The following is a 26,706-nucleotide window of genomic DNA, read 5'->3' on the forward strand; positions in this document are numbered from 1 at the left end:
AAAGTACTTAACGGTTAGTAATGCCGTTAAGTACTTTTGTGTCATCTAAATACCTGGAGTAGGAAGTTTACTTTTTCATTCATCGCCACCTTACTTAGCGCGTACGATGTCCATCACTAGCTTTCCGTCCACTTTTACAGGACCGTCCTCTTTAGCGCCGAGCGTATACTCAAACACGCCAGTCTTCATGCCACCTTTCTCTCCGTGGACCATTAACATCAGCATATCGCCTGATTCTACTGGTTCCATCAAAATTGCATTTACGTTTTCATTCTTTCCCATTTTTAACGGAGCGTAGCCGATAACAGGACCAGGCTTCATTGATTCGTCTGTTCGGTGGACAACCATCCACCCATTGTCATCAGCATGAGCCATTTCAGCGGTCACCGTTCCTCCGGACATATCTTGATCGACGCCTTTAATACTCGGGGCGGAAAAGCTGAATGAAGAAAAACTAATCAGAAACGCAGCTAAACCAAACTTTATCAGTGATGTATTGATGAAATCCTTCATATATATTCCTTAGCAGTCAATGAGTTTTTGCATTGCAGTAGCTTTTACGTATTTCCTAGCAAAAAAGTTTAGCTAAAACGTAAATAATGTCGATAAATTGAACAGGACCGTGCTGCTTTGGAGCCAATGCATTTTTTGGGAGTGGGTCAATCGGTGTAAGAACAAGCACGAGCAATGTCGATTAGGTATGGGGGGCGATAGGGAGAAAAGCTTTGTGCACCAGTAATTATAGGTTGTGCAGTGATTGGTATAAAAAACAAATAAGTGTTCTGGCCAGCAATAGAAAAAGCCCTCGACGAATCGAGGGCTTTGTATCTATATCCAACTAGATGTCAGAAGCGATTATTTAGCTTCTTGGTCTGCTTGGATAGCTGTTAGAGCGATGGTGTACACGATGTCGTCTACTAGCGCGCCACGAGACAAGTCGTTTACAGGCTTACGCATACCTTGCAGCATTGGACCGATAGATACTAGGTCAGCTGAACGTTGTACCGCTTTGTAAGTTGTGTTACCCGTGTTTAGGTCTGGGAATACAAATACTGTCGCTTTACCTGCAACTGGAGAGTTTGGTGCTTTAGAAGCAGCAACGTTTTCCATAATAGCAGCGTCGTACTGTAGAGGGCCGTCAATGATAAGATCAGGACGTTTCTCTTGAGCCAGTTTTGTTGCTTCACGTACTTTATCAACGTCTGCACCCTTACCAGATTCACCTGTAGAGTAAGAGATCATTGCAACGCGTGGTTCGATACCAAATGCTGCTGCAGAGTCAGCAGATTGGATAGCGATTTCAGCAAGCTGTTCAGCAGTTGGATCTGGGTTGATTGCACAGTCACCGTAAACCAGTACTTGATCAGGCAGAAGCATGAAGAATACTGAAGATACGATAGACGCATTTGGTGCCGTCTTGATGATTTGGAACGGAGGAACGATAGTGTTCGCCGTAGTGTGAACAGCACCAGAAACTAGGCCGTCAACTTCGTCGTTCTCAAGCATCATTGTGCCTAGGAATACTGAATCTTGTAGCTTCTCACGAGCCACAACTTCAGTCATGCCTTTAGCACCGCGCAACTCAACTAGGCGAGCAACGTAGTTTTCACGAACAGCATCTGCATCAATGATGGTTACACCAGTACCTAGCTCAACGCCTTGTTGAGCCGCTACGCGACGGATTTCATCTGGGTTACCTAGAAGTACACAGTCTGCAATGCCGCGTTCAGCACAGATTGCCGCTGCTTTAACTGTGCGTGGTTCGTCACCTTCTGGAAGAACGATACGCTTACCTGCTTTACGAGCAAGTTCAGTTAGCTGGTAACGGAACGCTGGTGGGCTTAGACGACGAGACTTCTGAGTGCCTTCAGTCATAGACTCGATCCAGTTACCGTCGATGTGGCCAGCAACGTGTTCGTTGATGAACTCGATACGCTCTTTATCGTCTGCAGGTACTTCGATGCTGAAGCTCTGTAGGTTTAGAGACGTTTGCCAAGTGTTACCTTGTGCTTTGAAGATAGGTAGACCAGTGTCGAATGCTGGTTTACATAGGCCTTCGATTTCGCTAGGGATATCGTAACCGCCAGTTAGCAGTACTGCACCAATATCCACACCGTTCATTGCAGCAAGAGAAGCAGCAACGATAACATCAGGACGGTCTGCAGAAGTAACAAGTAGAGAGCCCGGTTTGAAGTGCTCAATCATGTTTGGCAGAGAACGTGCACAGAAAGTGATGCTCTTGATGCGACGAGTGTTGATGTCACCTTCGTTGATGATATCTGCTTTCAGGTGCTTAGCCATGTCGATTGCACGAGTCGCAATCAGATCAATGCTCCATGGCACACAGCCTAGTACACGAATTGGAGAAGTGTTAAAAATTTCCATCACTTTCAATTCGTTTTGTTTCGCGCTGTCTGCATCGTCAAAGATTTCAGATAGGTCAGGGCGAGTACGGCCAGCTTCGTCAACAGGAGCGTTTAGCTTGTTGATGATAACACCTGAGATGTTTTTGTTTTTAGTGCCGCCGAAGTTAGAACATGCTACTTCGATACGCTCTTTCAGTTGCGCAGGGTTATCAGTACCTGGAGTCGCAACTAGCACGATTTCTGCACCAAGTGTTGCCGCGATTTCCGCGTTTACTTGGTTTGCAAATGGGTGCTTACGAGTAGGTACAAGACCTTCGATTAGCGTAACGTCTGCGTCTTTGTTGATTTGGTTGTAACGTTCAACAACGGTTTCTAGCAGCTCGTCCATGTTGTCGTTACCGATTAGGCTTTCAGCAACAGACATCGCCATTGGTTCACCGATCTTCATATCGCTGTTACGACCAACGATAGTTGAAGTCAGATCTGGCTGATCACCACCTGAACGTGGCTGACAGATTGGCTTGTAGAAAGAAACTTTAACGCCTTTACGCTCCATAGCGCGAAGAACACCCATGCTAACGCTTGTTAGGCCAACGCCTGCGCTAGTAGGGATAAGCATAATAGTACGAGACATTCGTAGAGTACCTTTAGCTATTTGGGGGATAAAAGCTCAACTCTTATTCCATGAAGCTCGAAGAATAGGAGTTGAGCCCCTAAGAAATTCGTTTGAATGAAAATCTGGCTAGCCGAGTGGCTAGCCAGGAATTCAATTAAAGACCTGTCAGGCGAGCAGTGTCTTCAGCGATGACTAGCTCTTCGTTAGTAGAGATAACCATTGCAGGGATACGGCTGTTTTCAGTCGTGATAACGCCTTCGCCGCCGAAGCGAGCTTTAAGGTTAGCTTCGCTATCTACTTCGATACCGAAGATGCCAAGACGGTTTAGAACCATTTCACGGATAGGGCCAGAGTTCTCGCCGATACCGCCAGTGAAAGTGATTGCGTCTAGACGGCCTTCCATTGAAGCAGTGTAGCCAGCAACGTATTTAGCTAGACGGTGGCAGAACACGTCCATTGCGCGTGTTGCTTCTTCTTTTTGACCGTAGTTGTCTTCAACGAAACGACAGTCAGAAGTCACTTCAGTTAGACCTTGAAGACCAGACTCTTTAGTTAGCATCGTGTTGATTTGATCAACAGAGTAACCTAGAGCGTCGTGTAGGTGGAAGACGATAGCAGGGTCGATGTCGCCACAGCGAGTACCCATTACCAGACCTTCAAGTGGAGTAAGACCCATAGAAGTGTCTACAGATTGACCGTTCTTGATCGCACATACAGATGCGCCGTTACCTAGGTGACAGTTGATGATGTTTACTTCTTCAACTGGTTTGTTTAGTAGGCCTGCAACTTCACGAGTGATGAACAAGTGAGAAGTACCGTGCATGCCGTAACGACGGATACCGTGTTCTTTGTATAGGTTGTATGGAAGAGCGTATAGGTAAGACTCTTCAGGCATAGTTTGGTGGAACGCAGTGTCAAATACAGCAACGTTTTTCAGCTCTGGGAAGTTTTTCTTAGCCGCTTCGATACCGATGATGTGAGCAGGGTTATGAAGAGGTGCAAATGTTGCAGCGTCTTGAATACCTTTTAGAACTTCATCAGTAATTAGTGCAGATTGAGTGAACTGCTCGCCGCCGTGAACGATACGGTGACCGATTGCGCCTAGGTTAGCTTTAAGCTCTGGCTTAGAAGCAAGAATAGTTTCTACCATAAACGCTAGTGCTTCTTCGTGAGCTGCACCATTGCCTAGTTGAGCTTCGTGCTTGCCATCAAGTTTCCACTTGATGCGAGCTTCAGGAAGGTGAAGACACTCAGCAAGACCTGACAAGTGCTCGTCGCCGTTCTCGGCATCAACAACGGCAAATTTAAGAGAAGAACTACCGCAGTTTAAAACTAAAACTAGCTTAGACATGTATGACTACCTGTTATTCGTCTGATAAAAAATCAGTTAAAGAATGAAAAATTAATCACAAGAATAGCCGATACCCAGAAGGCTGCGTACTAATCCTGGTCAAAAATTGTTCTAATTCCATATAAAGAAATAGTGATGAACCCTTCCATCACTATGATGCGATCCGTGCAGATAGATATCTCGGAGTTGCTTAAATTGTAAATAACAGCAACAATGAGATTGAGGGTCTGCAAAGGATAGCGATAATAAGCAATGATAACAAAAAAAATTTGAAAGAATATTAACTTTCATCAATTTTTTGTACCTTCAGTTGAAATGTTCAACTATTTTTTAGTGAGAGAGCGGTATGAGTAATAAAGTCGGATTGATCCATAGCCTGAAAGATGGCCAGAATTACATGGAGATCTGGCCGGTTCGTAAAGAGCTAAGCGCCATATTTCCGGAACAGCGTATCATTAAGGCGACTCGCTTTGGCATTAAAGTCATGCCAGCCGTTGCTGCGATCAGCGTACTCACTCAAATGGCATTCAACAATTACCACGCGTTACCTCAATCCATTGTTGTCGCCTTGTTTGCGATTAGCTTGCCACTTCAAGGCATTTGGTGGCTTGGTGCTCGATCCAACACGAAATTGCCGCCTTCTTTGGCCTCTTGGTATCGGGAGTTGCATCAAAAAATTGTGGAAACAGGCTTTGCCTTAGAGCCTGTAAAAGCTCGCCCTCGTTACAAAGAGCTTGCGATAATATTGAACCGAGCGTTTCGCCAGCTCGATAAATCGTCATTAGAGCGTTGGTTCTAATTTAAATTGTTTGAAATGGAGTGTGCACTGGCCGCTCCATTTTTGATCCTGCCTCTATTACCTACTTTGACGGTCGTTGATGAAGCGAGCGAAGCTTTGTTTACCAAAGATTCTTTCCGGATGAAGAAGTCCCCCCGATCACAAATGTTGCTTTAGTGTTAAATCTTTCTTTTCTTTACTAAGACTTAGTAGTAATAATAAAAACAAGATGCGCAAGAAGTGCACAGTTATATGAACACAACAATACCGCCTTCAAACATTTGAATTCACGAGTCGATACACATATTGAAAGCTCGTGAAACAAGGACGAAGTCACATCAAGGAGTTATGATGAAAACGAAACGTTTATTAGCCACTGCCGTTCTATCAGCTACTGCTATTTTCTCTTCTACCAATGTACTGGCCGCCACTGCAACTGTCGCAGTTTCACAGATTGTCGAACACCCGGCGTTAGACGCGACGCGCCAAGGGTTACTTGATGGTTTGAAAGCGAAAGGCTACGAAGAAGGCAAAAATCTAGAATTTGATTATAAGACCGCACAGGGTAATCCAGCGATTGCGGTGCAAATTGCCCGTCAGTACGTCGGCGAAAATCCTGATGTGTTAGTTGGCATCGCGACACCTTCGGCACAAGCTTTGGTGTCGGCTACTCGCTCTATTCCTGTTGTCTTTACTGCGGTAACAGATCCGGTTGGTGCGAAATTGGTTAAGTCGATGGAACAACCAGGTAAAAACGTAACTGGCCTGTCTGATCTTTCCCCCGTTGCTCAGCATGTCGATCTCATCCAAGAAATTCTTCCTCAGGTGAAAAGCATCGGGGTTGTATTTAATCCCGGTGAAGCTAATGCCGTGACTTTAGTTGAATTACTAAAAGAAAGCGCAAAAGCAAAAGGCATACAAGTGGTTGAAGCGACCGCACTAAAAAGTGCTGATGTTCAGTCTGCGACTCAAGCGATTGCAGCGAAATCAGACATTCTTTACGCCCCAACAGACAATACAGTTGCAAGTGCGATTGAAGGGATGATTGTGGCAGCGAATCAAGCGAAGAAACCTGTATTTGGTGGCGCGACGTCGTATGTCGAAAAGGGTGCTATTGCAGGCTTAGGTTTTGACTACTACCAGGTTGGTGTACAAACCGCGGATTACGTGGCGGCGATTCTTGATGGTCAAGAACCAGGCAAGCTGGATGTAAAAGTCGCGACGGGCTCTGACCTTGTAATTAATGAAAGCGCAGCATCTAAGCTCGGTATCAAGCTGCCAAGTTCTGTGGTTGAACGTGCGACAAGCATGCAATAAGTAACGCTTTTTGGGGTTAAGCCTGTCACGTTGGTTGGTAGAGGCTTGCCCCAAAATTGATACTCGCCGGATTTCTCGTGTAGAGCATTCTGCTAGAGAAGAAGGGGGAGTATACGTTAGAAGTCTTACGTTCAGGTTGGTATTAGCCAGCCTGAGCATGCAGAAAGGAGCAGTTATGTCTGCATTTGCTTTTTTTGGCGCACTCGAAATTGGCTTGATTTATGGCCTAGTCGCTCTGGGTGTGTATCTTACGTTCCGTGTTCTCGATTTCCCCGATTTGAGTGTGGATGGCAGCTTTCCAATGGGAGCTGCGGTGGCTGCAACGGCGATTGTCGCAGGTATTAATCCTTGGCTTGCGACAATAATGGCGATGATAGCTGGTAGTATGACGGGGTGGGTAACCGCTTTTCTGGCTATTCGGTGTGGTATTTTACACCTGTTAGCTTCCATTCTTACCATGATCGCTGCATTTTCAATTAATATTCGTATTATGGGCAAACCTAATATGGCGTTGCTTGGAGAGGATACTATTCTCACTCCGTTTGAAGCATTGGGCGATGCGATGTTTATTCGCCCTCTGGTTGTTGGGGTCTTAGTTCTTCTTTCCGCTTTCTTTGTCATTCGCCTGCTGAACAGCGACTTTGGTCTTGGTTTACGAGCCACGGGTGTGAATGCGCGTATGGTTTCTGCGCAAGGGGCGAGCACTGGCTTTTATACCTACTTTGGCTTGGCTTTATCCAACGGGTTTGTGGGATTCGCAGGCGCGTTGTTTGCACAAACGAACAGCTTTGCGGATGTGACCTCTGGCGTGGGCACCATTGTCGTTGGTTTGGCAGCTGTGATTTTGGGGCAGACCCTTATTCCCGGGCGCAAGATTTGGGTTGCGGTATTTGCGGTCATCATCGGTTCGGTACTTTATCGCCTTGCAGTGGCTTTCGCTTTGAGCTCTGGCATGTTTGGTTTACAAGCTTCAGACCTCAACCTTGTTACCGCAGTATTGGTGGCTGTGGCGCTTATTGCTCCAAAGCTAAAACAGAGCATGAGAGCGAAACAACGCGTTACTGATGCTAAACAAGCGGCATCAAAAAATGGTTCTGGGGAGGCATTATGATCGAACTAAATAATATTCAGGTCACGTTCAACCCTGGGACGATTTTGGAAAATCGTGCATTGAAAGGCGTCTCTTTAGAGGTTCCAGAGCATCAATTTCTTACCGTGATTGGTTCTAATGGGGCAGGAAAATCCACGTTGCTTGGTGCGGTGACAGGTGAGACGCCGATGATAGGTGGTCAGGTGATCATTGATGGCAAAGACGTCACCAAGCAGACGGTAGCCCAACGTGCGACGCAATGTGCCCGAGTGTTTCAAGATCCATTGGCCGGGACTTGTGGTGAACTGACGATAGAAGAGAACATGGCTCTAGCGCACATGCGTGGTAAAAAACGCAGCTGGGGATTGGCGCTCTCTACTAAACGTCGCAAGCTGTTCCAAGAGCGAATTAGCATCCTCGGTCTTGGTTTAGAAGACCGCTTGGGTGATAGCATTGGGTTGCTGTCTGGTGGACAACGACAAGCCGTTAGCCTTGTGATGGCGACGTTATCGGAGAGTAAGCTGTTATTGCTTGATGAACACACGGCTGCGCTTGATCCTCGTATGGCGGCGTTTGTTATCGACTTAACTAAACGTATTGTCGATGAGTTCGATTTAACAGTGATGATGGTGACGCATTCGATGAAAGACGCATTAGCATGTGGCGATAGGACCGTAATGCTTCACCAAGGTGAAATTGTGCTTGATGTGGCTGGAGAGCAGCGCGCTAACATGCAAGTACCAGACTTGTTGGATATGTTCTCCAAAGTGCGTGGTGAAGAGCTGGCAGATGACAGTCTCTTGTTGAACTAAGCGGTATCCGACAAGTCACTACGCCTACTAAGTGTGATCCTCCTTGAGAAAATTGGCTGATATGTCAACTCGCAAGGAGGATTTCTTGTCTCTAATTCTTCAATAACATAGTGGCATATCCGATGACGAGGAGTGCCCATAATGAACCTGCCATTTATTTTTCATAGTCAAACTATTGATGGTTTAGCTTTTAATGACGAGCAAATTACAGTCAGACTGAAAACCGAGACATTGGATTTTGATTCCGTCTATGTGCGTATTGAGCCGGACAATGAAGAATATCTGGTCGACATGGCTCAAATTGGAACAGCTGGGGAATTGTTACTATGGGAGGCATCGTTTCGACCAAATCGAGATCGAGATGTCACACATTATGTGTTTAAGATCCTCAAAGACGGACAACAATACTGGCTCGATGCACGGGGTGTGCAAAAGCGTATTCCACCCAAAGAGTTCCACTTTAAGTTGAATGTAAACCATCAACCACCAAGCTGGGTCCAAGAGCAAGTTTTCTATCAAATCTTTCCTGACCGTTTTTCTGCTAGTAAAAGTGAGTCTGATATTCGCCACGCTTATGTTCAGTATGATTCTGCATCGGTCGTCAAGGCGTGGGGAGACGCGGTAGGCTCTCACCAAAATACCGGGGCACGTGAATTCTTTGGCGGCGACCTCAAAGGTGTAGAACAAAAGTTGGACTATCTTGAACAGCTCGGCGTTACTGCGCTTTATTTCAATCCGATCTTTTCTTCACCAAGTAATCATAAATACGACACCACTGATTACTTCACTGTTGACCCTATGTTCGGCACCAACGATCAGTTTGCTGAACTGTGTGAGAAAATCCGTGGTAAGAATATGAAGATTGTCTTAGACGCGGTGTTTAACCACACGTCAGTGCATCATCCTTGGTTTGATATCCAACAAAAAGGAGAAGGAGCATATGGCAATCCGCAGTCAAAGTTCCGTGATTACTACTTTTTCGAAGGCGAAACCAATCACTACATTGGTTGGAAAGGCATTGGTAACTTACCGGTTCTGAACTTCGAAAATGAACAGGTGCGCGACTACATCTACCAAAGTGAAGAGTCTGTCATCAAGTACTGGCTGAAGCCACCGTACTTGGTTGATGGCTGGCGGTTTGATGTAATTCATATGCTTGGCGAAGGGGACGGCGCGAAAAACAATGCTCATTATGTGGCAGCGTTTCGTAATGCGACTAAGTCAGTAAAACCGAATGCTTATGTGTTAGGTGAGCACTTTTTTGAAGCAACGCAGTGGTTGCAAGGTGATCAAGAGGATGGGGCGATGAACTACTACGGTTTTGCTCATCCAGTCCGAGCTTTTATCGCACGACAAGACATTATGTACGATCCAATCAACATTGATGGTTTGGAGTTTAAAGCATGGTTGGACGAAGCCAGAGCAAAAATCCCATTTTCTAATCAGCTATCGCAGCTAAATCAACTCGATAGTCACGATACTGCTCGGTTTATCACATTGGTTGATGGTGATAAGCGTAAAATGAACATCGCGCTAGCAATGCTTATGACTTACGTTGGCACGCCTTGTATTTACTACGGGAGTGAAGTCGGTCTAGAAGGAGGTCTAGACCCGGATAATCGTCGTTGTTTTCCTTGGAATGAAATCGAAAGTTCACAATGGCTATCGCTTTACCAACAATGGATCAAGATACGTAAACAATGTAAGCCTTTACAGTCGGGCTGTATTCAATGGCTGCATTGCACTAACAACCAGTTGGCGTACGCACGTGTACTAGGTCGTGAAGCAGTCGTTGTTATGATTAATCTCAGTGGTAATGAATGTTCAATCGATTTACCTATGTGGCAACTGGGCTTGGAGGTTAGCCAAGTTATATCGTTGTTAGATGACACAGAACAGCTTGATTATAAAGGTCATATCTCTGTCAATATGTCGGCACAGAGCTGCAAATTATGGCGACTAAAGTGACACCACACTCTATATTGATTAAACTCCTTTAATATATAAACGGTCTCAAACAGCGCGCACACATTTGTTTGGTCTCTTGTTATCTGGTGCTGCATTGCATGCGTCACCAGATAACGAGTATCAATTTAATAGCAGTCATAAGAGACTATTGACCTTTCATATGCATGGTACTCAATGGTAAACCAAAGGCGATTTAGCCTCTCATTTGTCATCTTTTTTCCTCTGGCGTTATTTGTAGTGGTTTTACTCGTGACAACGAAAAATTACTATGATGCGGTTAACCGCTATATCGATTCTGAGTATTCGCGTATCGAGCGTGCAATGTCTCGCGGTATTAAAGTACTCACGGCTTTAGATTACAGCTTCACCAACTATACCAATTACGCTAACCCACTGTTTGAAGAACATAATTCTTTAGTCAAAGAAGGGCTTTGTTATCTTTGGCCTATAGATGTGTTATTACTCGAAAGTGTTTATAGTGAAGGGTTACCTGCGGTTGACCTTGATTATATGATCGTAGGGGACGAAAGCTTATGTCAGCAAGGTTCAACGATTAACCAGTTAGCTGAACAAAAGGCGGGTTTTGCGCCGTCATTGTCATTTCTGCACGATATTGAATCGCACATTGTTGGAATCCATTACATTGACAAGCGCGGTTACGTTATCTCCTCACCCGATACCTACGCAAAAAATTTCACAAGAGAGCTTTTGTCAACGCTAAAAGCCCGACCTTTTTGGCAAAAAACCGCGCAAGATAAAGTGAACATTACCTTGGCTGGACCAGGGCCTGTGTTGGACTCGATGGAAGGTCAAGTCATTAGTATGACGGTACCCGTCTATGAGAAAGGAGAACATCAAGGTGTTTTGTCTATTGATTTCGACATCAATACGCTCATGGCTTCGTCGCTAGGTCTTGTTGGTCAGTTTCATTTGGTTTCCAATTTACAATCCATTCCTTCAAACAGTACACGAATCAAACCAGTCGAATTAGAGCGATTGAGTGCGAATCACAGTATGTACTACGAGTACAACCTTTGGGATGAAGCTAAGAACCTAGCGGTTTTTGAAAAATACAGCCTTATTGTCGCACTATTTATTTACGTGCTGAGTACCGTCGTCTTGTTCTATGTGAATATGCACAGCGAGCGACGTTACTTTAAAGAACTGGCAGCAAGAGACCCAATGACCAGCTTATTGAATCGTCGAGGTATGCAAACCGTGTGGCGTAATAAGATGACAAAAAAACAGGTTGCTTTGGCAGTGTTCGATATTGATAACTTCAAGAAGATCAACGACACCTATGGTCATGATGTCGGTGATTCTGCAATTCAGCTTGTTGCAAAATGTATACGTGAAAATATTCGCCATACCGATGTTGCCTCAAGGTTTGGTGGCGAAGAGTTCGTTTTAGCTATTTATGACGAAGATTCAGAAGGCATTAAACTCATTTTAGACAGAGTAAAAAAAGCCATAGATGAGCGCTCGACACGCGTAACGAAAGAAGGCTTTACGATCTCTGGCGGTGTGGTGTTTAGTAAAGAGAGCCGAGTAGAAAACTTTGATGAATTGTTTAAAGCGGCGGATGAAAAGTTATATCAAGCCAAAAGTACCGGCAAAAATAAGATCTGTTACTAGGATTTAGGTACAAAAAAGGACGAGATATTCGTCCTTTTTTGTGTTCGTGAGTTATGCAACCTGAGAGTTTAAGTCATCGCGGTAGCGTTGAATATGCTCAACAATTGGTGCGGCTTTGTTGAACGTTCTGATTTCTCTAAATAGGTCTTTTGCTTCAGGATAAGCCTGACGTAAGTAAGAGAACCATTGTTTTACGCGGTTTGGGTAATACAAGCCTTTATCGCCTTTCATCTCAAACTTGGAGTAATAGATGAGCAACTCAACCACCTCGGGCCATGACATTGGCTGGTGGTTATGTTTCACCATATTGCCTAAGTTAGGGATATTGAAAGCGCCTCGGCACACCATCAAAGAGTTAACGCCAGTCGTTTCAATGCAACGTTGACCGTCTTCATAATTCCAAATTTCACCATTCGCTATCAGTGGGATATCGAAACGTTCGCGAATTTGGTTGATGTAATCCCATTTTATCTCAGAAGCTTTATAACCACCTTGTTTAGTACGTGCGTGTACGGTCAATTCATTTGCGCCAGCAGACTGAATGGCATCGACAATTTCAAAGCAATCTTCAGGGTTCTCCCAGCCAAGACGAATTTTTGCAGTTACGGGAATGGCTTCTGGAACGGCTTCTCGACAAGCTTTCACAACACGGTGAATGAGCTCTGGATGCTGGAGTAGCGCTGCTCCACCTTTACTTTTGTTGACCATTTTGGCTGGGCAACCAAAGTTTATATCAATGCCTCTGGCACCAAGATTTGCCGCTTTAATTGCGTTCTCAGCCATCCAGTTCGGTTCCTGTCCCAACAATTGCACATGTACTGGCACACCAGATGCAGTCTGAGAACCTTGCAACAGCTCTGGGCATAAACGGTGAAACACATGATCGGGTAATAGCTGGTCGATTACGCGAACAAACTCCGTAACACACAGGTCATAGTCGTTTATCTCGGTCAGGATTTGGCGCATCAAATGATCTAAAACGCCTTCCATTGGGCCTAGTACAACTCGCATAGCTTGCCTAATACAGTTTGGTGGTAAAAAGGAGGGCGATTGTAGCGATGTAAGTTAAGTTTGTCATTAAAAGACTCGAAGCGCCCAATGCCGTCAAACACACAACGTTAGGTTACTTGCTTTTGAGCTCTGAGGTATAATGCCGCCAAATTTATGGGAAACCAGATGTCATGCAATACACATTGATTGAAAAAGGTGAAGTTCAGGTCGATGAATCTTGCCTATTTATCGAAGGCGCAGTGTTAGCTGCGAATCTGACGACAAAACCACTCGCTCCTGAAAAGTGGTTAGAGCCGCTATTAGGTGAGGGATTCAAAGCGATTCAACCAGCTGTGGAAGAGCAAATTCACAAGCAGCATAACCGAATTCAACGAAACGAATATTCCGTGCTAGAGCTAACAGGCAAAGAACCTGAACAACTTACTGATTTTGCCGAAGGCTTTATGTCTGTTTGGCCAATGATTGAAGAACAGTGGCAAGACGTTGAGCTCAATGATGGATTACAGCGTATGCTGCAAGCATTACTGACCACTTTGATGCTGGCTATCGATGAGCCAGCAACGCAGCAACAGATGCGCGACGCAGGTATTGAAACGCCACCGGCCCTGACAGATTTAGTCGACCAGCTTGATTTAATGGTCGGTGAAGTCGCGCTGGGCGCGGATGAGTTGATGGTAGGAAATAAAGCTCAAAGCCTAAACCCATTCAAAGGTATCGGGCGCAATGATCCCTGTCCTTGTGAGAGCGGAAAAAAATTCAAGCAGTGCTGTGGTCAATCACGCGGCTAAAGCGAATCGCCGCGCTATCCACTTAACAAAAAGCCGATCAGATGGTCGGCTTTTTGTTAATTTTTACGCGTCAGTAGGATTAACGAATTGGATTAACGCGTTTTGCAGGGAAGAATTGTGCAATTACAATTAATGCCAAAGCGATTAAATTGCCTGCAAAAATTACGACTAACCATTGTGGCATTGATAAATCAAGGAGCTGCCACACAACCTTAGAGCAATCACCATATGCTTCAAACATCCAAGGAACCCACTGATTGAGCGGAGCCCAGCTAGGGAATGTGACGAATAAATCACAAGTCGCGAATGGTGATGGATTAAACTGGTAGTCAACGTGCTGCATTGCAAGTAACAAACCCTTGTAAGCACTTAATCCCCAGCCTATCAAACCTAGCCAGCGGAAAATTGGGTTCTTGGGTGCCAATATACCAACCATTGCAGCGACGCCCACTCCCATCATCGCGACTCTTTCATAAATACACATGACACATGGTGCAAGCATCATGACGTGCTGAAAATAGAGGGCACATGCTTCAAAGAAAACGACGAATAGCAGAAGCAGTAGCCACGATAAACGTCCCTTTGAAAACTGGTTAAGTGAATTTAAAATAGTCACGTTTTTGTTCCTGTCTGAAATAGAAAAAGCTCTGAATACTCAGAGCTTTTTATCGTGGATAAGTTTCCTAATCAACTCAAATTTTAGTGACCACCGGATACTACGGGAGTCAGATCACCACTATGAGGTAAAATCCAACCAGCTTCGTAGAAAGAAGCTGTTGCAGGCTCTAGGAAGAACATGATTCCCATCAGACCGACAATCGCAAGAACGACGGTGTAAGGCAGCGCCATGATAACCATTCGACCGTAAGACAGACGAATTAATGGAGCGAGAGCTGATGTGAGTAAGAATAGGAATGCCGCTTGACCGTTTGGCGTTGCAACAGAAGGCAGGTTAGTACCAGTATTGATTGCCACCGCCAGTAAGTCGAACTGATCACGAGTAATGAGACCCTCAATGAGTGCAGTTTTTACTTCATTGATGTAAACCGTACCAACGAACACGTTATCCGACACCATAGATAATAAGCCATTCGCCACATAGAACAGAGCTAGCTGAGTACCTTTATCTTCAACGGCAAGCACCGCATCGATGACTGGTTTAAACAGCTCTTGGTCAATGATTACAGCAACGATCGAGAAAAATACTGCAAGCAGTGCAGTGAAGGGCAGGGCTTCTTCAAACGCTTTCCCCATGGAGTGCTCTTCAATGACACCAGTAAATGCGGTCGCTAAAATGATCACAGAAAGGCCAATTAAGCCGACAGCCGCTAAGTGCAAAGCGAGTGCAACGATCAACCAAACCGCAATAAGACCTTGAACCCAGAGTTTTGCGACATCTTGATTTGTTCGCGTTTTACGCTCTTCACGGTCAAAATCGACGAGGATCTGACGAACGTTGTTAGGAAGCTTCGCGCCGTAGCCAAACACTTTAAGCTTTTCAACTAAAGCACAAGTGATGAGACCACAGAAAAATACAGGGAGTGTCACTGGAGACATACGGATTAGGAATTCACCAAACAACCAACCCGCTTGGTCTGCAATAATTAAGTTTTGAGGTTCACCAACCATCGTGGTTACGCCACCTAAGGCAGTACCTACACCAGCATGCATCAACAAAGAGCGCAAAAAGGCACGATAGTTTTCTAGGTCATCACGCGTTAGTTCAGTGATCGTGTCATCTTGTGTATGGTCATGGTCACCGATAGGGTTACCAGACGCCACTTTGTGATAGATAGAGTAAAAGCCGATCGCCACGCTGATAACAACGGCGATAACCGTCAAGGCATCCAAAAATGCAGACAAAAATGCAGCAGCAAAGCAGAACGCGAGTGATAGTAGGGTTTTAGAGCGAATGCCAAGTAAAATTTTGGTAAAAATGAACAGCAATAGCTGCTTCATGAAGTAGATGCCCGCAACCATAAATACCAGAAGTAGCAGTACTTCGATATTTGCTACTAATTCGTGCTTAACTTGCGCAGGGCTAGTCATGCCGATAGCAATGGCTTCAATAGCAAGTAAACCGCCAGGTTGTAATGGGTAGCATTTTAATGCCATTGCTAGCGTGAAAATAAATTCAGCGACCAACAACCATCCAGCTACAAATGGGTTTATTAGGAAGAATACAATCGGGTTAATTATTAAGAAGGCTATAATGGCAACTTTGTACCAATCAGGCGCTTTACCAAGGAAGTTCTTGATAAAAGCGTTTCCGAGCGATATCGGCATGATAATTCTCTTTATAACAAAATTATGAATAGACACTACAATAGTGCTTAAGTATCTGTTTGTTAGACTTATTAACTAGTCTTTAAAAACAATAACTTAGTAAAACAACAATCCTTTGTTTATTGTAGTCTTGCCAAGTTACTTCCCCTGAACTCAAGCACAGCTCACTTTCGACCGCAAACTCTACACTCAGGCATTTATTAGTCAATAACAAAACGTGATGCTACCGACTAAAATGACTTTTTAAATGTAATAACGCGATCAAAACGGCGTTACTATACCATGAAAGTCTTAAAAAAATCCTCTTGGATTTTAAATGACGGTCAGTGACGAGAAAAGGCAAATTAAGAAAGAATATTAACTGTGATATACAAAGTAATTTTTCATATTTTGAATATAAAAATGTGACACGGTTGTCTTTATTTCTCCGAGATTTGTGAGCTGTTTAATTAAATGAAAATTCATATTTTACTGCTTTCGCTCGCATGTTAGAGCCTCTTAAATTGACACAACATATAGAGTATTAACTCTATGTTATGGAGTCGTTTCCACTATTGATCGTAAATTTTCTCAAACCGCTAAGTAGTGGTATGATGAGTAGTATCGACCCTCAGAAATCAATATTGGATAAAAAGTAGAATGGTCATAAAGGCGAAAAGCCCTGCGGGATTCGCAGAAAAATATATTATCGAGAGCATTTGGAACGGCCGTTTTCCTCCAGGCTCAATTTTACCTGCTGAGCGCGAGCTGTCCGAACTGATTGGTGTTACTCGAACGACTTTAAGAGAGGTTCTTCAACGACTAGCCCGTGATGGATGGCTGACTATCCAGCACGGCAAACCTACGAAAGTTAACCAATTTATGGAGACCTCTGGTCTGCATATTTTGGATACTTTAATGACGCTAGACGTTGATAATGCGACAAACATTGTAGAAGATCTGCTTGCGGCACGTACCAACATCAGTCCTATCTTTATGCGCTATGCATTTAAAGCGAACAAAGAGAGCTCTGAGCGTACAATTAAGAACGTAATCGAATCTTGTGAAGCTTTAATGAATGCGGCTTCCTGGGACGAATTCATCGCTTCTTCGCCGTATGCTGAAAAAGTTCTGCAGAATGTGAAAGAAGATAACGAGAAAGATGAAGCGAAGCGTCAAGAAATCTTGATTGCTAAAACGTTCAACTTTTACGATTATATGCTTTTCCAGCGCCTAGCATTCCATTCAGGAAATCAAATTTACGGTTTGATCTTTAATGGTTTGAAGAAGCTCTACGATCGTGTCGGTAGCTACTACTTCTCAAATCCAGCTTCTCGTGAGCTAGCTCTGAAGTTTTACCATCAATTGCTCGAAACTTGTGAAAGTGGCCAGCGTGAACAACTACCAGTGGTGATTCGTCATTATGGTATGGAAAGTGCGTTGATCTGGAACGAAATGAAAAAGCAATTACCAACGAACTTCACGGAAGACGACAGCTAAGCGCTGACAAGTTGAATAAACGAAAACCGCAGTGCCTTAGGCCTGCGGTTTTTTTGTTTTTATTTATAAGTCGGCGACGGACCTAGCACCAATAATAAGGCATGGAACGTTTATCCTGCTAGCGAGAGTCTGGGTAACGGTAGATATAATGACTCTACGACATCTGAAAGGACATGGTCGTAAGTATTGAAGATGGTCAATGACAAGTCCGATGTGACGCCATAAAGCTCTGCTTCTGTTAAGTCGACATGACTCCCTGTCACGTATTCATTTAGCGTCTGTATTGAGCGCGTGGAAGCAGGAGAGGTAATGCTAAGTGGAGCGATAACCGCTAGTTGGTTTAGCTTACGCATCATGACCGATGCATAGTTTTTGAAACGCTCATTTCCGCCTTGTTCTCCTAAATCTTGAATGCTGATTCGTAACTGAGTCAGGGTCTCCAAGCTATCCATAATGTTTTGCCAGTTCATGTGATACTCATTATGTAAGTCATCTCTTTGTTCAACCGCTAGCCATGCGATGGTTACTTCATCCATCAAAAACAAGCAATGACGAATTAACTTACCATGCTCCATCTGGTTTCTTGCAACACTATGGTCATTCCATTGTTCAAGTAGTTTCCCTACTTTAATCTGTAATACGCGATACATGGGTTTGTTTTCAAACCGTGATGTTTCGACTAAAAGATGCAGCTTGTTAGTCAGAGCATCATGAAGAGCGTCCAATTTTTGTTGATCGTTTTGTTGGAATTGAAGCGAGTAGTGAGTAGCAGCTCGGTGGTGTCTCAGAAGGTGAACAACATCTCGCAACAATGTTAACAGCTGATATTTGCGCGCATGTTGCTGCTCTCGTTTAGAAGATAAGTGATATATTCCGGCTAAAATAGCGATGGACAATAGTGTGGAAATCAAAACAAACATAACCAACTCCTTGTTAGTGTTTGGACCTAACAAGGAAGATTGCAGTTTTGATGCCAAACAAAAACTCAATTTAAACAATTGGTTATATTGAATGTTCTTTTTGAATGGTCGTTGTTGGTGCATGGATTCACCAAATTTGTGAATATGTTTGATTATTCGGTGTCGATGCTTGGTGTACGCGTTATTCTTTGTGAGTTACATATTGATTACTTTTTAGTCTGATTCAAGTCACAATGTTTAGAAATTAAAATATTCGAACACTTCATATGATATAAGTTGTCTATTTTGTTGATTGTTCGAGGTAATTAATTTGTCTAATAAATTCGACCTATGCTTCAGTACTCACTCAAAGATAACGCTCCCTATCGATACAAATGATGAGGATAGGTACCTTCAGTTTCGTAAGGACAACCCACATATATTTGGTAGTTTTATTCCCGCAGGTACTCCTTTCATACTGAACGAAGGCTCTGTGATCAACATAGCTAAGTTGCGTAGCGAGAGACCTGATATAGCTTGTGCTCTTGATACTGTAAAAAGTTGGTCACAAGAAACCAAAAGAAATGTAGCCAATCTAACAAGTGAGTTTGGCGATGAAAACTTACAAGCGGTAGCCCTCCTCTATGAAAAAGAGATTAAGCCTTTTTTAGATGCTACTAATCATACTATGGGAGGGAAAATCGATGAGTATACTGCAGTAGGTGCTGCCGCTACTGCTGTTAATGAAAAGCAAGTCAGATTGAGTAATTTCGGGAAAGCTTTGCTCAAATATCAAAATGCCTTACTAGATGTACGTACAGCCTCACGAAATGGTGCGCAGAAAAAGGAGCTTGTGAAGCTTGGATATAGAGTTAAAGAAGCTCATAGTTCTTTGAATGCAAAATTTACAAAAGAACTTGCCCATTATGCAGGGCGAATTAAAAGTAGCCGCGGTAACATTTGGAGCAACCCGAATAGGGCTGTCAATATCGCGCGAAGCGGTAGGGATATAACTAAGTTACATTTAACATCTATAGCTAACATCCGCTCAATTCGAGTTCTTGAACAAAGCTCTAGTATTGTAGGTAAAAAGATCATCATGATTGATGCTGGTGTTCGCTTTAACAATGTTCGAAATGCCAAGAATAACGGAGAAAATTGGCAAAAAAGAGCGGCAATGGAAGTTGCTGGGTTTGGTGCGAGCAACGCTGCTGGCATTTGGACCACATCCAAAGTGATTGCATCTGGAATGGGAATCGCTTTGGCTGCTGGCCCATTTGGAGTCGTAGTCTTAATTGGTGTAGGCTTAGGTGTCGGCTATGCAGCAGCTAAGATGGCTGATAGTGCAGGGCAAAATTTAGCCAAAGGTGCTTATGAAGTTAGTTCTAACATTCATTGGAATTAAAGGGATCAACGTGTCTTATTTTGATATGACAAATATGATTATCGGATGTACTTGGTTAGTTAGTACTTTGCTTTTCATTCGTGTTTCGGTAAAGCGGATCGAGAAAAAGATGTCGAAGGATGGTCATGGCCCTGTCGGTTGGGATAGAGATACCTGGGGGGTTAGATTCCCAATGTATACTACAGTTTTAATGCGAGGCAAGCCTGCGAAAGTATCACTTGTAGATGATCAGTTAATACTAAAATACGCAACGACATTTGATCGAGTTCTCGCTTTTGTAGTCACGATCAGCTTTGTACTTTTCCTTGCATGTGGCGCGATTATTACTTGGGGTCCAGAAGAATTCTCTTTGTAGTACAATCAAGCTTAATCGATAAGCTTAACTGCGAGAAAAGGCTTAACTGATTTAGTTAAGCCTTTTCAATAAAGATACTTACATTACGCGCATGCCAGGTTGAGCGCCTTCGTGTGGCTCAAGGATCCACAGGTCGCTACCACCAGGGCCTGCCGCTAGGATCATACCTTCAGACATACCAAACTTCATCTTACGAGGTTTTAGGTTTGCAACCATTACAGTTAGTTTGCCTTCTAGCTCTTCAGGTTTGTACGCTGACTTGATGCCAGAGAACACTTGACGAGTTTCACCACCGATGTCCAGTTGGAACTTAAGCAGTTTGTTTGCTTTTGGCACTTCTTCACAAGAGATGATACGAGCGATACGCATATCTACTGCTGCAAAAGCGTCGAACTCAATCTCTTCAGCGATTGGCTCTTTGTCTAGCTCAGTTTCGCTAGCCTTGTTCTTTTCCGCTTCTGCTTTCTCTTTCGCCGCCATTTCTGCCGCCGCATCTTCTTTAGATGCTTCGATCATCGCTTCAACATTCTTCGGATCGATACGGTTGAACAGTGCTTTGAACTTAGTGATCTCGTGGCCTGTTAGTGGAGCAGCGATGTTTTCCCAAGTTAGCTCTTGGTTTAGAAACGCTTCAGTACGCGCAGCTAGCGATGGCATTACTGGTTTCAGGTAAGTCATCAGTACGCGGAACAGGTTGATACCGACAGAACAGATGTCTTGTAGTTCCTGATCTTTGCCTTCTTCTTTTGCTACAACCCACGGTGCTTTTTCATCAACGTATTGGTTAGCTTTGTCTGCCAATGCCGTGATTTCACGGATTGCACGACCAAACTCACGCGTTTCGTAAAGCTCAGCGATACGGTCAGCAGCAGCAACAAATTCGTTGTAAAGTTCAGGCTCTGCAAAGTTGTCAGACAGTTTGCCTTCAAAACGTTTCGCGATGAAACCTGCGTTACGAGATGCCAGGTTAACGATCTTGTTAACAACGTCAGCGTTTACGCGCTGAGTGAAGTCTTCAAGGTTAAGATCTAGATCGTCGATACGGCTGTTTAGCTTCGCAGCGTAGTAGTAACGTAGACACTCAGGGTCTAGGTGCTCTAGGTAAGTGCTTGCTTTTACGAACGTACCTTTAGACTTCGACATTTTCGCGCCGTTTACGGTTACGTAACCGTGTACGAATACGTTGTTAGGCTTGCGGAAGCCAGAACCTTCTAGCATTGCTGGCCAAAATAGGCTGTGGAAGTAAACGATGTCTTTACCGATGAAGTGGTACAGCTCTGCTGAGCTGTCTTTTTTCCAATACTCGTCGAAATCTAGGTCGTCGCGCTTGTCACATAGATTTTTGAAAGAGCCCATGTAGCCGATAGGCGCGTCTAGCCATACGTAGAAGAATTTGTTCTTCTCACCAGGGATCTCGAAGCCAAAGTATGGTGCATCACGTGAGATATCCCATTGCTGCAAACCAGACTCGAACCATTCTTGCATTTTGTTCGCTGTTTCAGCTTGTAGCGAGCCAGAGCGAGTCCACTCTTTTAGCATGCTTTCAAACTGAGGCAGGTCGAAGAAGAAGTGCTCTGAATCTTTCATTACTGGCGTCGCACCAGAAACCGCAGATTTAGGATTGATCAGTTCTGTTGGGCTGTAAGTCTCACCACAGTTGTCACAGTTGTCACCGTACTGGTCTTCAGACTTACATTTTGGACAGGTACCTTTTACGAAACGGTCCGGTAAGAACATCTCTTTTTCTGGATCGAACAGCTGAGAGATAGTGCGGCTAGAGATAAAGCCATTTTTCTTCAACTCAAGATAAATGTGTGACGCTAGCTCACGGTTCTCATCTGAGTGTGTGCTGTGGTAGTTATCAAAGCTGATATCAAATCCAGCGAAGTCTTTTTGGTGCTCTTCGCTAACTGCGGCAATCATTTCTTCAGGAGTAATACCCATCTGTTGCGCTTTAAGCATGATTGGCGTGCCGTGAGCATCGTCAGCACAGATGAAGTTTACAGTGTTGCCGCGTAGGCGTTGGTAACGAACCCAAATGTCCGCTTGGATATGCTCAAGCATATGACCAAGGTGGATCGAACCGTTAGCGTACGGAAGGGCACAAGTTACCAGCATTTTCCTTGACGGAAAGTTTTTTGGATCGTTTGCCATACTTAATATTCGCTTTTCTTGATAGGTATAAATAAATTTTGATGGATAATACTACCCCATGAACTGACTAACTCCAAGGTGTCAAACTGCGGAATGCCTTAGTTTTTTTGGGGTTCTGGTTGAGCCTGGACGGTGGTAGCATGACATCTAAAAGGAGGGCTTATGCATCAGTTCACTTCAAAACAAGATTTTTGTCACTGGTTTAACCAATTCCAACATCCACAGTTGGTGGAAAACTGGGCAGATATTCATGGCGCAATTTCGATTACGACACAGGGTTCTATTGATATAACGTTGCCATTCGCAAGTAATGAGCTTCAAACCGTACTGCATGACTGGATCAAACAGCAGCAAGCCTCGGGTAAAGTGGCTGAATTCCCATTTAATATTCGCCTTGGAGTTAAAGCTTTAGAAACTCAAGTGGCTAACTCGGTTAAGGGTGTTAAGAACATCATTGCCGTCAGTTCTGCGAAAGGTGGCGTTGGTAAATCTACTACCGCAGTTAACTTAGCGTTGGCGATTGCTCAATCTGGGGCGAAAGTGGGATTGTTGGATGCAGATATCTATGGTCCGTCTGTACCTATGATGTTGGGGCAAGAAGATGCTAAACCAGAAGTTCGTGATGGCAAGTGGATGGAACCCATTTTTGCTCACGGCATCTATACTCACTCTATCGGTTATTTGGTGGATAAATCAGAAGCGGCGATATGGCGCGGTCCAATGGCTTCAAAAGCATTGTCGCAGTTATTAACTGAAACAGATTGGCCAGATTTGGATTATTTGGTGATTGATATGCCGCCAGGAACGGGGGATATTCAATTGACTCTGTCACAACAAATTCCGGTAACAGGTAGCGTGCTAGTCACAACGCCGCAAGATTTAGCCCTTGCCGATGCAAGGAAGGGAGCGGCAATGTTTAACAAAGTCCATGTCCCGGTTATTGGTGTTGTGGAAAACATGAGTTATCACATTTGTAGTCAATGTGGCGCGAAAGAGCATATTTTTGGTATGGGCGGAGCTGAAAAAATGTCGCAAGAATTTGGCTTAGCATTGTTAGGACAAATTCCGCTTCATATCTCTATGAGAGAAGATATTGACGCTGGCGTGCCAACGGTAGCAAGACGCCCAGAAAGTGAGCATGCAGGGTATTATAAGCAACTTGCCGATCGCGTATGTAGCACGATGTTTTGGCAAGGCAAAGCAAAACCAGATGCGATTAGCTTTACAATGGTGAACTAAGTTTACTATGCCTGTTGGTTGATAATTGCACATTTTAACGTTTGCTCGGAGGTTAATCCTCTGAGCAGGCAGAAACTTATGACTAAACCCTAATTCCAACTAGTAACTATGGGGTGAACTCCCTATAATCAGGCAGTTTATCTTTTTATGTGACTAGAAATCATCATCGGGTGCAAACTAATGTCTGATAATAATCAATGCGTCATCGTAGGTATTGCTGGCGCTTCTGCTTCTGGAAAAAGTCTGATCGCGAGCACTATTTATAATGAGCTTCGCGCGAAAGTAGGCGATCATCAAATCGGTGTCATCACGGAAGATTGCTACTACAACGACCAAAGCCACCTAAGCATGGAAGAGCGAGTAAAGACGAACTACGATCACCCGAGTGCGTTGGACCACGACCTACTGTGTGAGCACCTAGAAAAATTGGTACGTGGTGAAGCAGTAGAAGTGCCTGAGTACAGCTACACTGAGCACACAAGAACAATTAACACCACCACAATGACACCTAAAAAGGTGATCATTCTAGAAGGTATCCTTCTTCTTACAGACCCTCGTCTTCGTGATTTGATGCATGCGACAGTATTTATGGACACACCGTTAGATATTTGCTTACTTCGCCGTGTTAAGCGTGATGTGGAAGAACGAGGCCGAACTATGGAGTCTGTTCTTAAGCAATACCAACAAACAGTACGTCCGATGTTCATGCAGTTTATCGAACCTTCTAAGCAATATGCGGACATTATTGTTCCTCGCGGTGGTAAAAACCGTATCGCAATTGATGTATTAAAAGCTCACATTGCAAGACTTTTGAAAGCTTAAGCCTATAGACGGCTATATCGCTTTATTTTTAAGAGAAGAAGTGGCACCTTAAGTGCCACTTCTTTTTTTGTTTTTAAATTAGTCAGTTGCAGGTTAAAACCAGACACTTTTCACGCTTTTGTGGAACTGTCAGCGGTAAATGGAGTCTGCGCTTATAATTGTAAAAACACTCGAGCAAGGAAAAACAAATGAAGAAACTGCTCTTAATTCTAGCAATACCGATTGTGGTCATTTTGGTCGCAATTTTAGCGTTAACCATCTTCGTCAACCCGAATCAGTTTAAACCCCTTATTGTTGAGCAAGCGCAAAAGCAAACGGGATTAGAGTTGGTGATTGAAGGGGATATCAGTTGGCAATTTTTCCCATCGATTGGCTTTGAGTTGGGACATACAGAATTGCGAAACCCACATGGCTTTAGTAAACCCAATTTATTCAAAGTTGATACCGTTGGTGTAGACATCTCTGTTATGCCACTTTTTAGTCAACAGCTTGAAATTGGAAACGTCACGCTTGATGGTGCTGAGTTCTACATTGAAACCAAGAAAGATGGCAGCAAGAATATTGATGCATTGACGAAAGCCCAAACACAACAAGCAGAACAAGAGAGCAATGCTGCGCCTACGCAAAATGGTGAAACGCAAACTTCTGGTTCTGAGTGGAGTATTAATCTTGCTGGCGTTACGGTTTCTAACGGTTCATTAGAAATGCAGGATAAGCAAGCCGGTAGTTACACCAAACTTTATGATATTTCATTAAACCTTTCCGAATTCGCTTTTGACAACTGGACAACGGCTGATTTTGGCGTGAAGGGCGAAATGAACGACCAAAAGTTCACCGCGAAAGGTCAGGCAGACTTTAAGCTAGAAAAAGGTTTGGCAAACTACGCGCTAAAGAACATCAACTTTGATGCGACATACTCTGACCCTGCCAATAAAATTGAATCGGCAACGATCGGTTTAGACACGTTTGAATTCGATACAGTAAATAACCTGACTTATGCCATTAAGGGTGACGCTGGTGGTATGAAGTTAGATATGCAGGGTGCTGGTCAACTTAGCGTGGACAAGGCTATCAGCAAAGTACAGTTGGATAAGTTAACTCTTAAATCGACTTTTGAGGGTGATGCCTTACCTCAGTCCCCGATGAAAGTCGACATGGTGTCTGATCTGTCTTTCGACCTAACGAAAAACCACCTGAGTTTTGTTCTAGAGAAGTTAACAGCGAATGCTATCGCCCTAGATGGTAAGGCAGATGTGACACTCGGTGATATTCCTAAAGTACGCTTTGCTCTCCATAGCCCCAATATCGATCTTGATGAGTTGTTAGGGTTAGATAAGCAAGCTGCCGAAGGTAATAAGCCTGCTTCTGGTGGCGAGAGTGCTCCTGCCGGACCTGAGGTTGAGCCTGATTTGTCTGCGTTGAAAACGTTAGATGTAAAGGGTGACATTACCATCGACAAATTCAAAGCGGCAAATGCGAAGATGGAAGCGGTAAAAACGAGCTTCACTGTGAATCGTGGCGTGTTTGAGCTTACATCATTTAGTTCGAAGTTGTACCAAGGCTCAATCTCAGCGACAGCGAAGTTAGATGCATGCCAATCACCAGCGACTTACAGTGTTAAAAAGTCAATCAAAGGCGTGAAAGTTCAACCGCTACTTATAGACGTTGCTGAAAACGACAAACTTGAAGGGACAGGTAACATTGATGTGAATGTTACAGGTAAGAGTCTCACGCCTACCGGTATCAAGAAGAATCTATCTGGTACGGTTGTTATCAATTTTGCTGACGGTGCGGTGAATGGCATCAACGTTGCTCAGTTGATTCGTGAAAACTATGCGAAATTTAAAGGGCAAAAAGTTGAAGGCACCAATGTAGCTAAGAAAACAGACTTCAGTGCGATGACGGCGACATTGAAACTCAACAAAGGTGTTGTATCAACGGATAATATGCAAGCTCAGTCTCCATTGTTGCGTGTTCGTGGTAAAGGTACCGCAAACTACATTAATGAAACAGTCGACTTTACTATCAGCACGTCAGTTGTAGGCAGCCTAGAAGGCCAGGGCGGTAAAGATATAGATGAGCTGAAAGACATCACGATTCCAATCAATGTGTCTGGTAAGTGGGCAGAACCTAAATTCAAGCTCGTATTCGATGATGTTCTGAAGCAGAAAGCTCAGAAAGAAATCGATCGTGGCGTAGAGAAGCTAACGGACAAAATCAAAGACGAGAAAACCAAAGATGCGGTCGATGGTTTATTGAAGAATCTTTTCAATTAACCGTGCGTGAAAACCAAAAGGGTTGGCATTTTGCCAACCCTTTTTAAATTACTCTGTGA

Annotated in this window: 21 protein-coding genes; 13 read left to right on the top strand and 8 right to left on the bottom strand. The window is 43.9% G+C overall.

The genetic code is table 11. From position 1 onward, the window contains the following. Nucleotides 1–90 precede the first annotated feature (90 nt). The 3 genes from R7Q46_RS10285 to R7Q46_RS10295 all read right to left on the bottom strand — a co-directional run bounded on the left by R7Q46_RS10285 (nt 91) and on the right by R7Q46_RS10295 (nt 4,333). A complete protein-coding gene (locus R7Q46_RS10285; RefSeq protein ID WP_005380804.1) occupies nt 91–513 on the bottom strand; it encodes a hypothetical protein in 423 nt (140 codons plus the stop codon). Nucleotides 514–855: 342 nt separating this feature from the next. Next, nucleotides 856–3,000 (bottom strand): phosphate acetyltransferase, encoded by a 2,145-nt coding sequence (pta, locus tag R7Q46_RS10290; protein ID WP_005380805.1) that lies wholly within the window; start codon nt 2,998–3,000, stop codon nt 856–858. Nucleotides 3,001–3,136: 136 nt separating this feature from the next. Then, nucleotides 3,137–4,333, bottom strand: a complete 1,197-nt coding sequence (locus R7Q46_RS10295) for an acetate kinase (protein ID WP_005380807.1) — start codon at nt 4,331–4,333, stop codon at nt 3,137–3,139. A gap of 346 nt (nt 4,334–4,679) precedes the next feature. On the opposite strand from R7Q46_RS10295, the gene yfbV reads away from it, so the two are divergent. The 6 genes from yfbV (at nt 4,680) to R7Q46_RS10325 (ending at nt 11,933) form a co-directional block, all read left to right on the top strand. Further along, complete coding sequence (gene yfbV, locus R7Q46_RS10300; RefSeq protein WP_005380809.1) at nt 4,680–5,132, top strand: terminus macrodomain insulation protein YfbV; 453 nt, start codon at nt 4,680–4,682, stop codon at nt 5,130–5,132. A gap of 330 nt (nt 5,133–5,462) precedes the next feature. Beyond that, nucleotides 5,463–6,428 carry an ABC transporter substrate-binding protein gene (locus R7Q46_RS10305; RefSeq protein ID WP_017633858.1) on the top strand — a complete coding sequence of 322 codons (966 nt, stop codon included), beginning with the start codon at nt 5,463–5,465 and terminating at the stop codon, nt 6,426–6,428. A gap of 175 nt (nt 6,429–6,603) precedes the next feature. Next, nucleotides 6,604–7,539, top strand: a complete 936-nt coding sequence (locus R7Q46_RS10310) for an ABC transporter permease (RefSeq protein ID WP_213874807.1) — start codon at nt 6,604–6,606, stop codon at nt 7,537–7,539. Continuing rightward, entirely contained in the window at nt 7,536–8,330 is a 795-nt protein-coding gene (locus R7Q46_RS10315; RefSeq protein ID WP_005387275.1) for an ABC transporter ATP-binding protein, read from the top strand. Before R7Q46_RS10310 ends, R7Q46_RS10315 begins: the two co-directional genes overlap by 4 nt. A 141-nt stretch (nt 8,331–8,471) precedes the next feature. After that, nucleotides 8,472–10,298 carry a maltodextrin glucosidase gene (gene malZ, locus R7Q46_RS10320; RefSeq protein WP_262647542.1) on the top strand — a complete coding sequence of 609 codons (1,827 nt, stop codon included), beginning with the start codon at nt 8,472–8,474 and terminating at the stop codon, nt 10,296–10,298. A gap of 174 nt (nt 10,299–10,472) precedes the next feature. Next, nucleotides 10,473–11,933 carry a sensor domain-containing diguanylate cyclase gene (locus R7Q46_RS10325; protein WP_005380815.1) on the top strand — a complete coding sequence of 487 codons (1,461 nt, stop codon included), beginning with the start codon at nt 10,473–10,475 and terminating at the stop codon, nt 11,931–11,933. A 51-nt stretch (nt 11,934–11,984) separates the two neighbouring features. On the opposite strand, the gene dusC is transcribed toward R7Q46_RS10325, so the two are convergent. After that, nucleotides 11,985–12,944, bottom strand: coding sequence for a tRNA dihydrouridine(16) synthase DusC (gene dusC, locus R7Q46_RS10330; protein WP_017633856.1), 960 nt, complete (start codon nt 12,942–12,944; stop codon nt 11,985–11,987). Nucleotides 12,945–13,114: 170 nt separating this feature from the next. On the opposite strand from dusC, the gene R7Q46_RS10335 reads away from it, so the two are divergent. Further along, complete coding sequence (locus R7Q46_RS10335; protein WP_318077486.1) at nt 13,115–13,732, top strand: YecA family protein; 618 nt, start codon at nt 13,115–13,117, stop codon at nt 13,730–13,732. Between the two features lie 79 nt (nt 13,733–13,811). Here R7Q46_RS10335 and dsbB read toward each other — a convergent pair whose 3' ends face one another. Further along, on the bottom strand, nt 13,812–14,348 hold the full coding sequence (gene dsbB / locus R7Q46_RS10340; protein ID WP_031779052.1) for a disulfide bond formation protein DsbB: 537 nt from the start codon (nt 14,346–14,348) through the stop codon (nt 13,812–13,814). Between the two features lie 83 nt (nt 14,349–14,431). After that, nucleotides 14,432–16,018 carry a Na(+)/H(+) antiporter NhaB gene (gene nhaB / locus R7Q46_RS10345; RefSeq protein ID WP_005380822.1) on the bottom strand — a complete coding sequence of 529 codons (1,587 nt, stop codon included), beginning with the start codon at nt 16,016–16,018 and terminating at the stop codon, nt 14,432–14,434. 639 nt (nt 16,019–16,657) lie between these two features. Here nhaB and fadR point away from each other — a divergent pair. Continuing rightward, nucleotides 16,658–17,497, top strand: a complete 840-nt coding sequence (gene fadR / locus R7Q46_RS10350) for a fatty acid metabolism transcriptional regulator FadR (RefSeq protein ID WP_005380824.1) — start codon at nt 16,658–16,660, stop codon at nt 17,495–17,497. Between the two features lie 110 nt (nt 17,498–17,607). Here the strand turns inward: fadR and R7Q46_RS10355 are convergent, their stop codons facing one another. Then, a complete protein-coding gene (locus R7Q46_RS10355; RefSeq protein WP_017821380.1) occupies nt 17,608–18,417 on the bottom strand; it encodes a hypothetical protein in 810 nt (269 codons plus the stop codon). A gap of 310 nt (nt 18,418–18,727) precedes the next feature. Here R7Q46_RS10355 and R7Q46_RS10360 point away from each other — a divergent pair, with 310 nt between their 5' ends. Further along, complete coding sequence (locus R7Q46_RS10360) at nt 18,728–19,801, top strand: hypothetical protein (RefSeq protein ID WP_171344334.1); 1,074 nt, start codon at nt 18,728–18,730, stop codon at nt 19,799–19,801. Between the two features lie 109 nt (nt 19,802–19,910). Further along, nucleotides 19,911–20,156, top strand: coding sequence for a hypothetical protein (locus R7Q46_RS10365; RefSeq protein WP_226975267.1), 246 nt, complete (start codon nt 19,911–19,913; stop codon nt 20,154–20,156). Between the two features lie 78 nt (nt 20,157–20,234). Here the strand turns inward: R7Q46_RS10365 and metG are convergent, their stop codons facing one another. Then, entirely contained in the window at nt 20,235–22,310 is a 2,076-nt protein-coding gene (gene metG, locus R7Q46_RS10370; RefSeq protein WP_033905755.1) for a methionine--tRNA ligase, read from the bottom strand. A gap of 162 nt (nt 22,311–22,472) precedes the next feature. Between metG and apbC the strand changes: the two genes are divergently transcribed. The 3 genes from apbC to R7Q46_RS10385 all read left to right on the top strand — a co-directional run bounded on the left by apbC (nt 22,473) and on the right by R7Q46_RS10385 (nt 26,647). Further along, nucleotides 22,473–23,549, top strand: coding sequence for an iron-sulfur cluster carrier protein ApbC (gene apbC / locus R7Q46_RS10375; RefSeq protein ID WP_005380830.1), 1,077 nt, complete (start codon nt 22,473–22,475; stop codon nt 23,547–23,549). 180 nt (nt 23,550–23,729) lie between these two features. Then, nucleotides 23,730–24,371 carry a uridine kinase gene (gene udk / locus R7Q46_RS10380; protein ID WP_005380833.1) on the top strand — a complete coding sequence of 214 codons (642 nt, stop codon included), beginning with the start codon at nt 23,730–23,732 and terminating at the stop codon, nt 24,369–24,371. A gap of 188 nt (nt 24,372–24,559) precedes the next feature. Next, nucleotides 24,560–26,647: an AsmA family protein gene (locus R7Q46_RS10385; protein WP_318077487.1), complete on the top strand. Its 2,088-nt coding sequence runs from the start codon at nt 24,560–24,562 to the stop codon at nt 26,645–26,647. Nucleotides 26,648–26,706 lie beyond the last annotated feature (59 nt).

The organism is Vibrio sp. 811 (assembly GCF_033339195.1).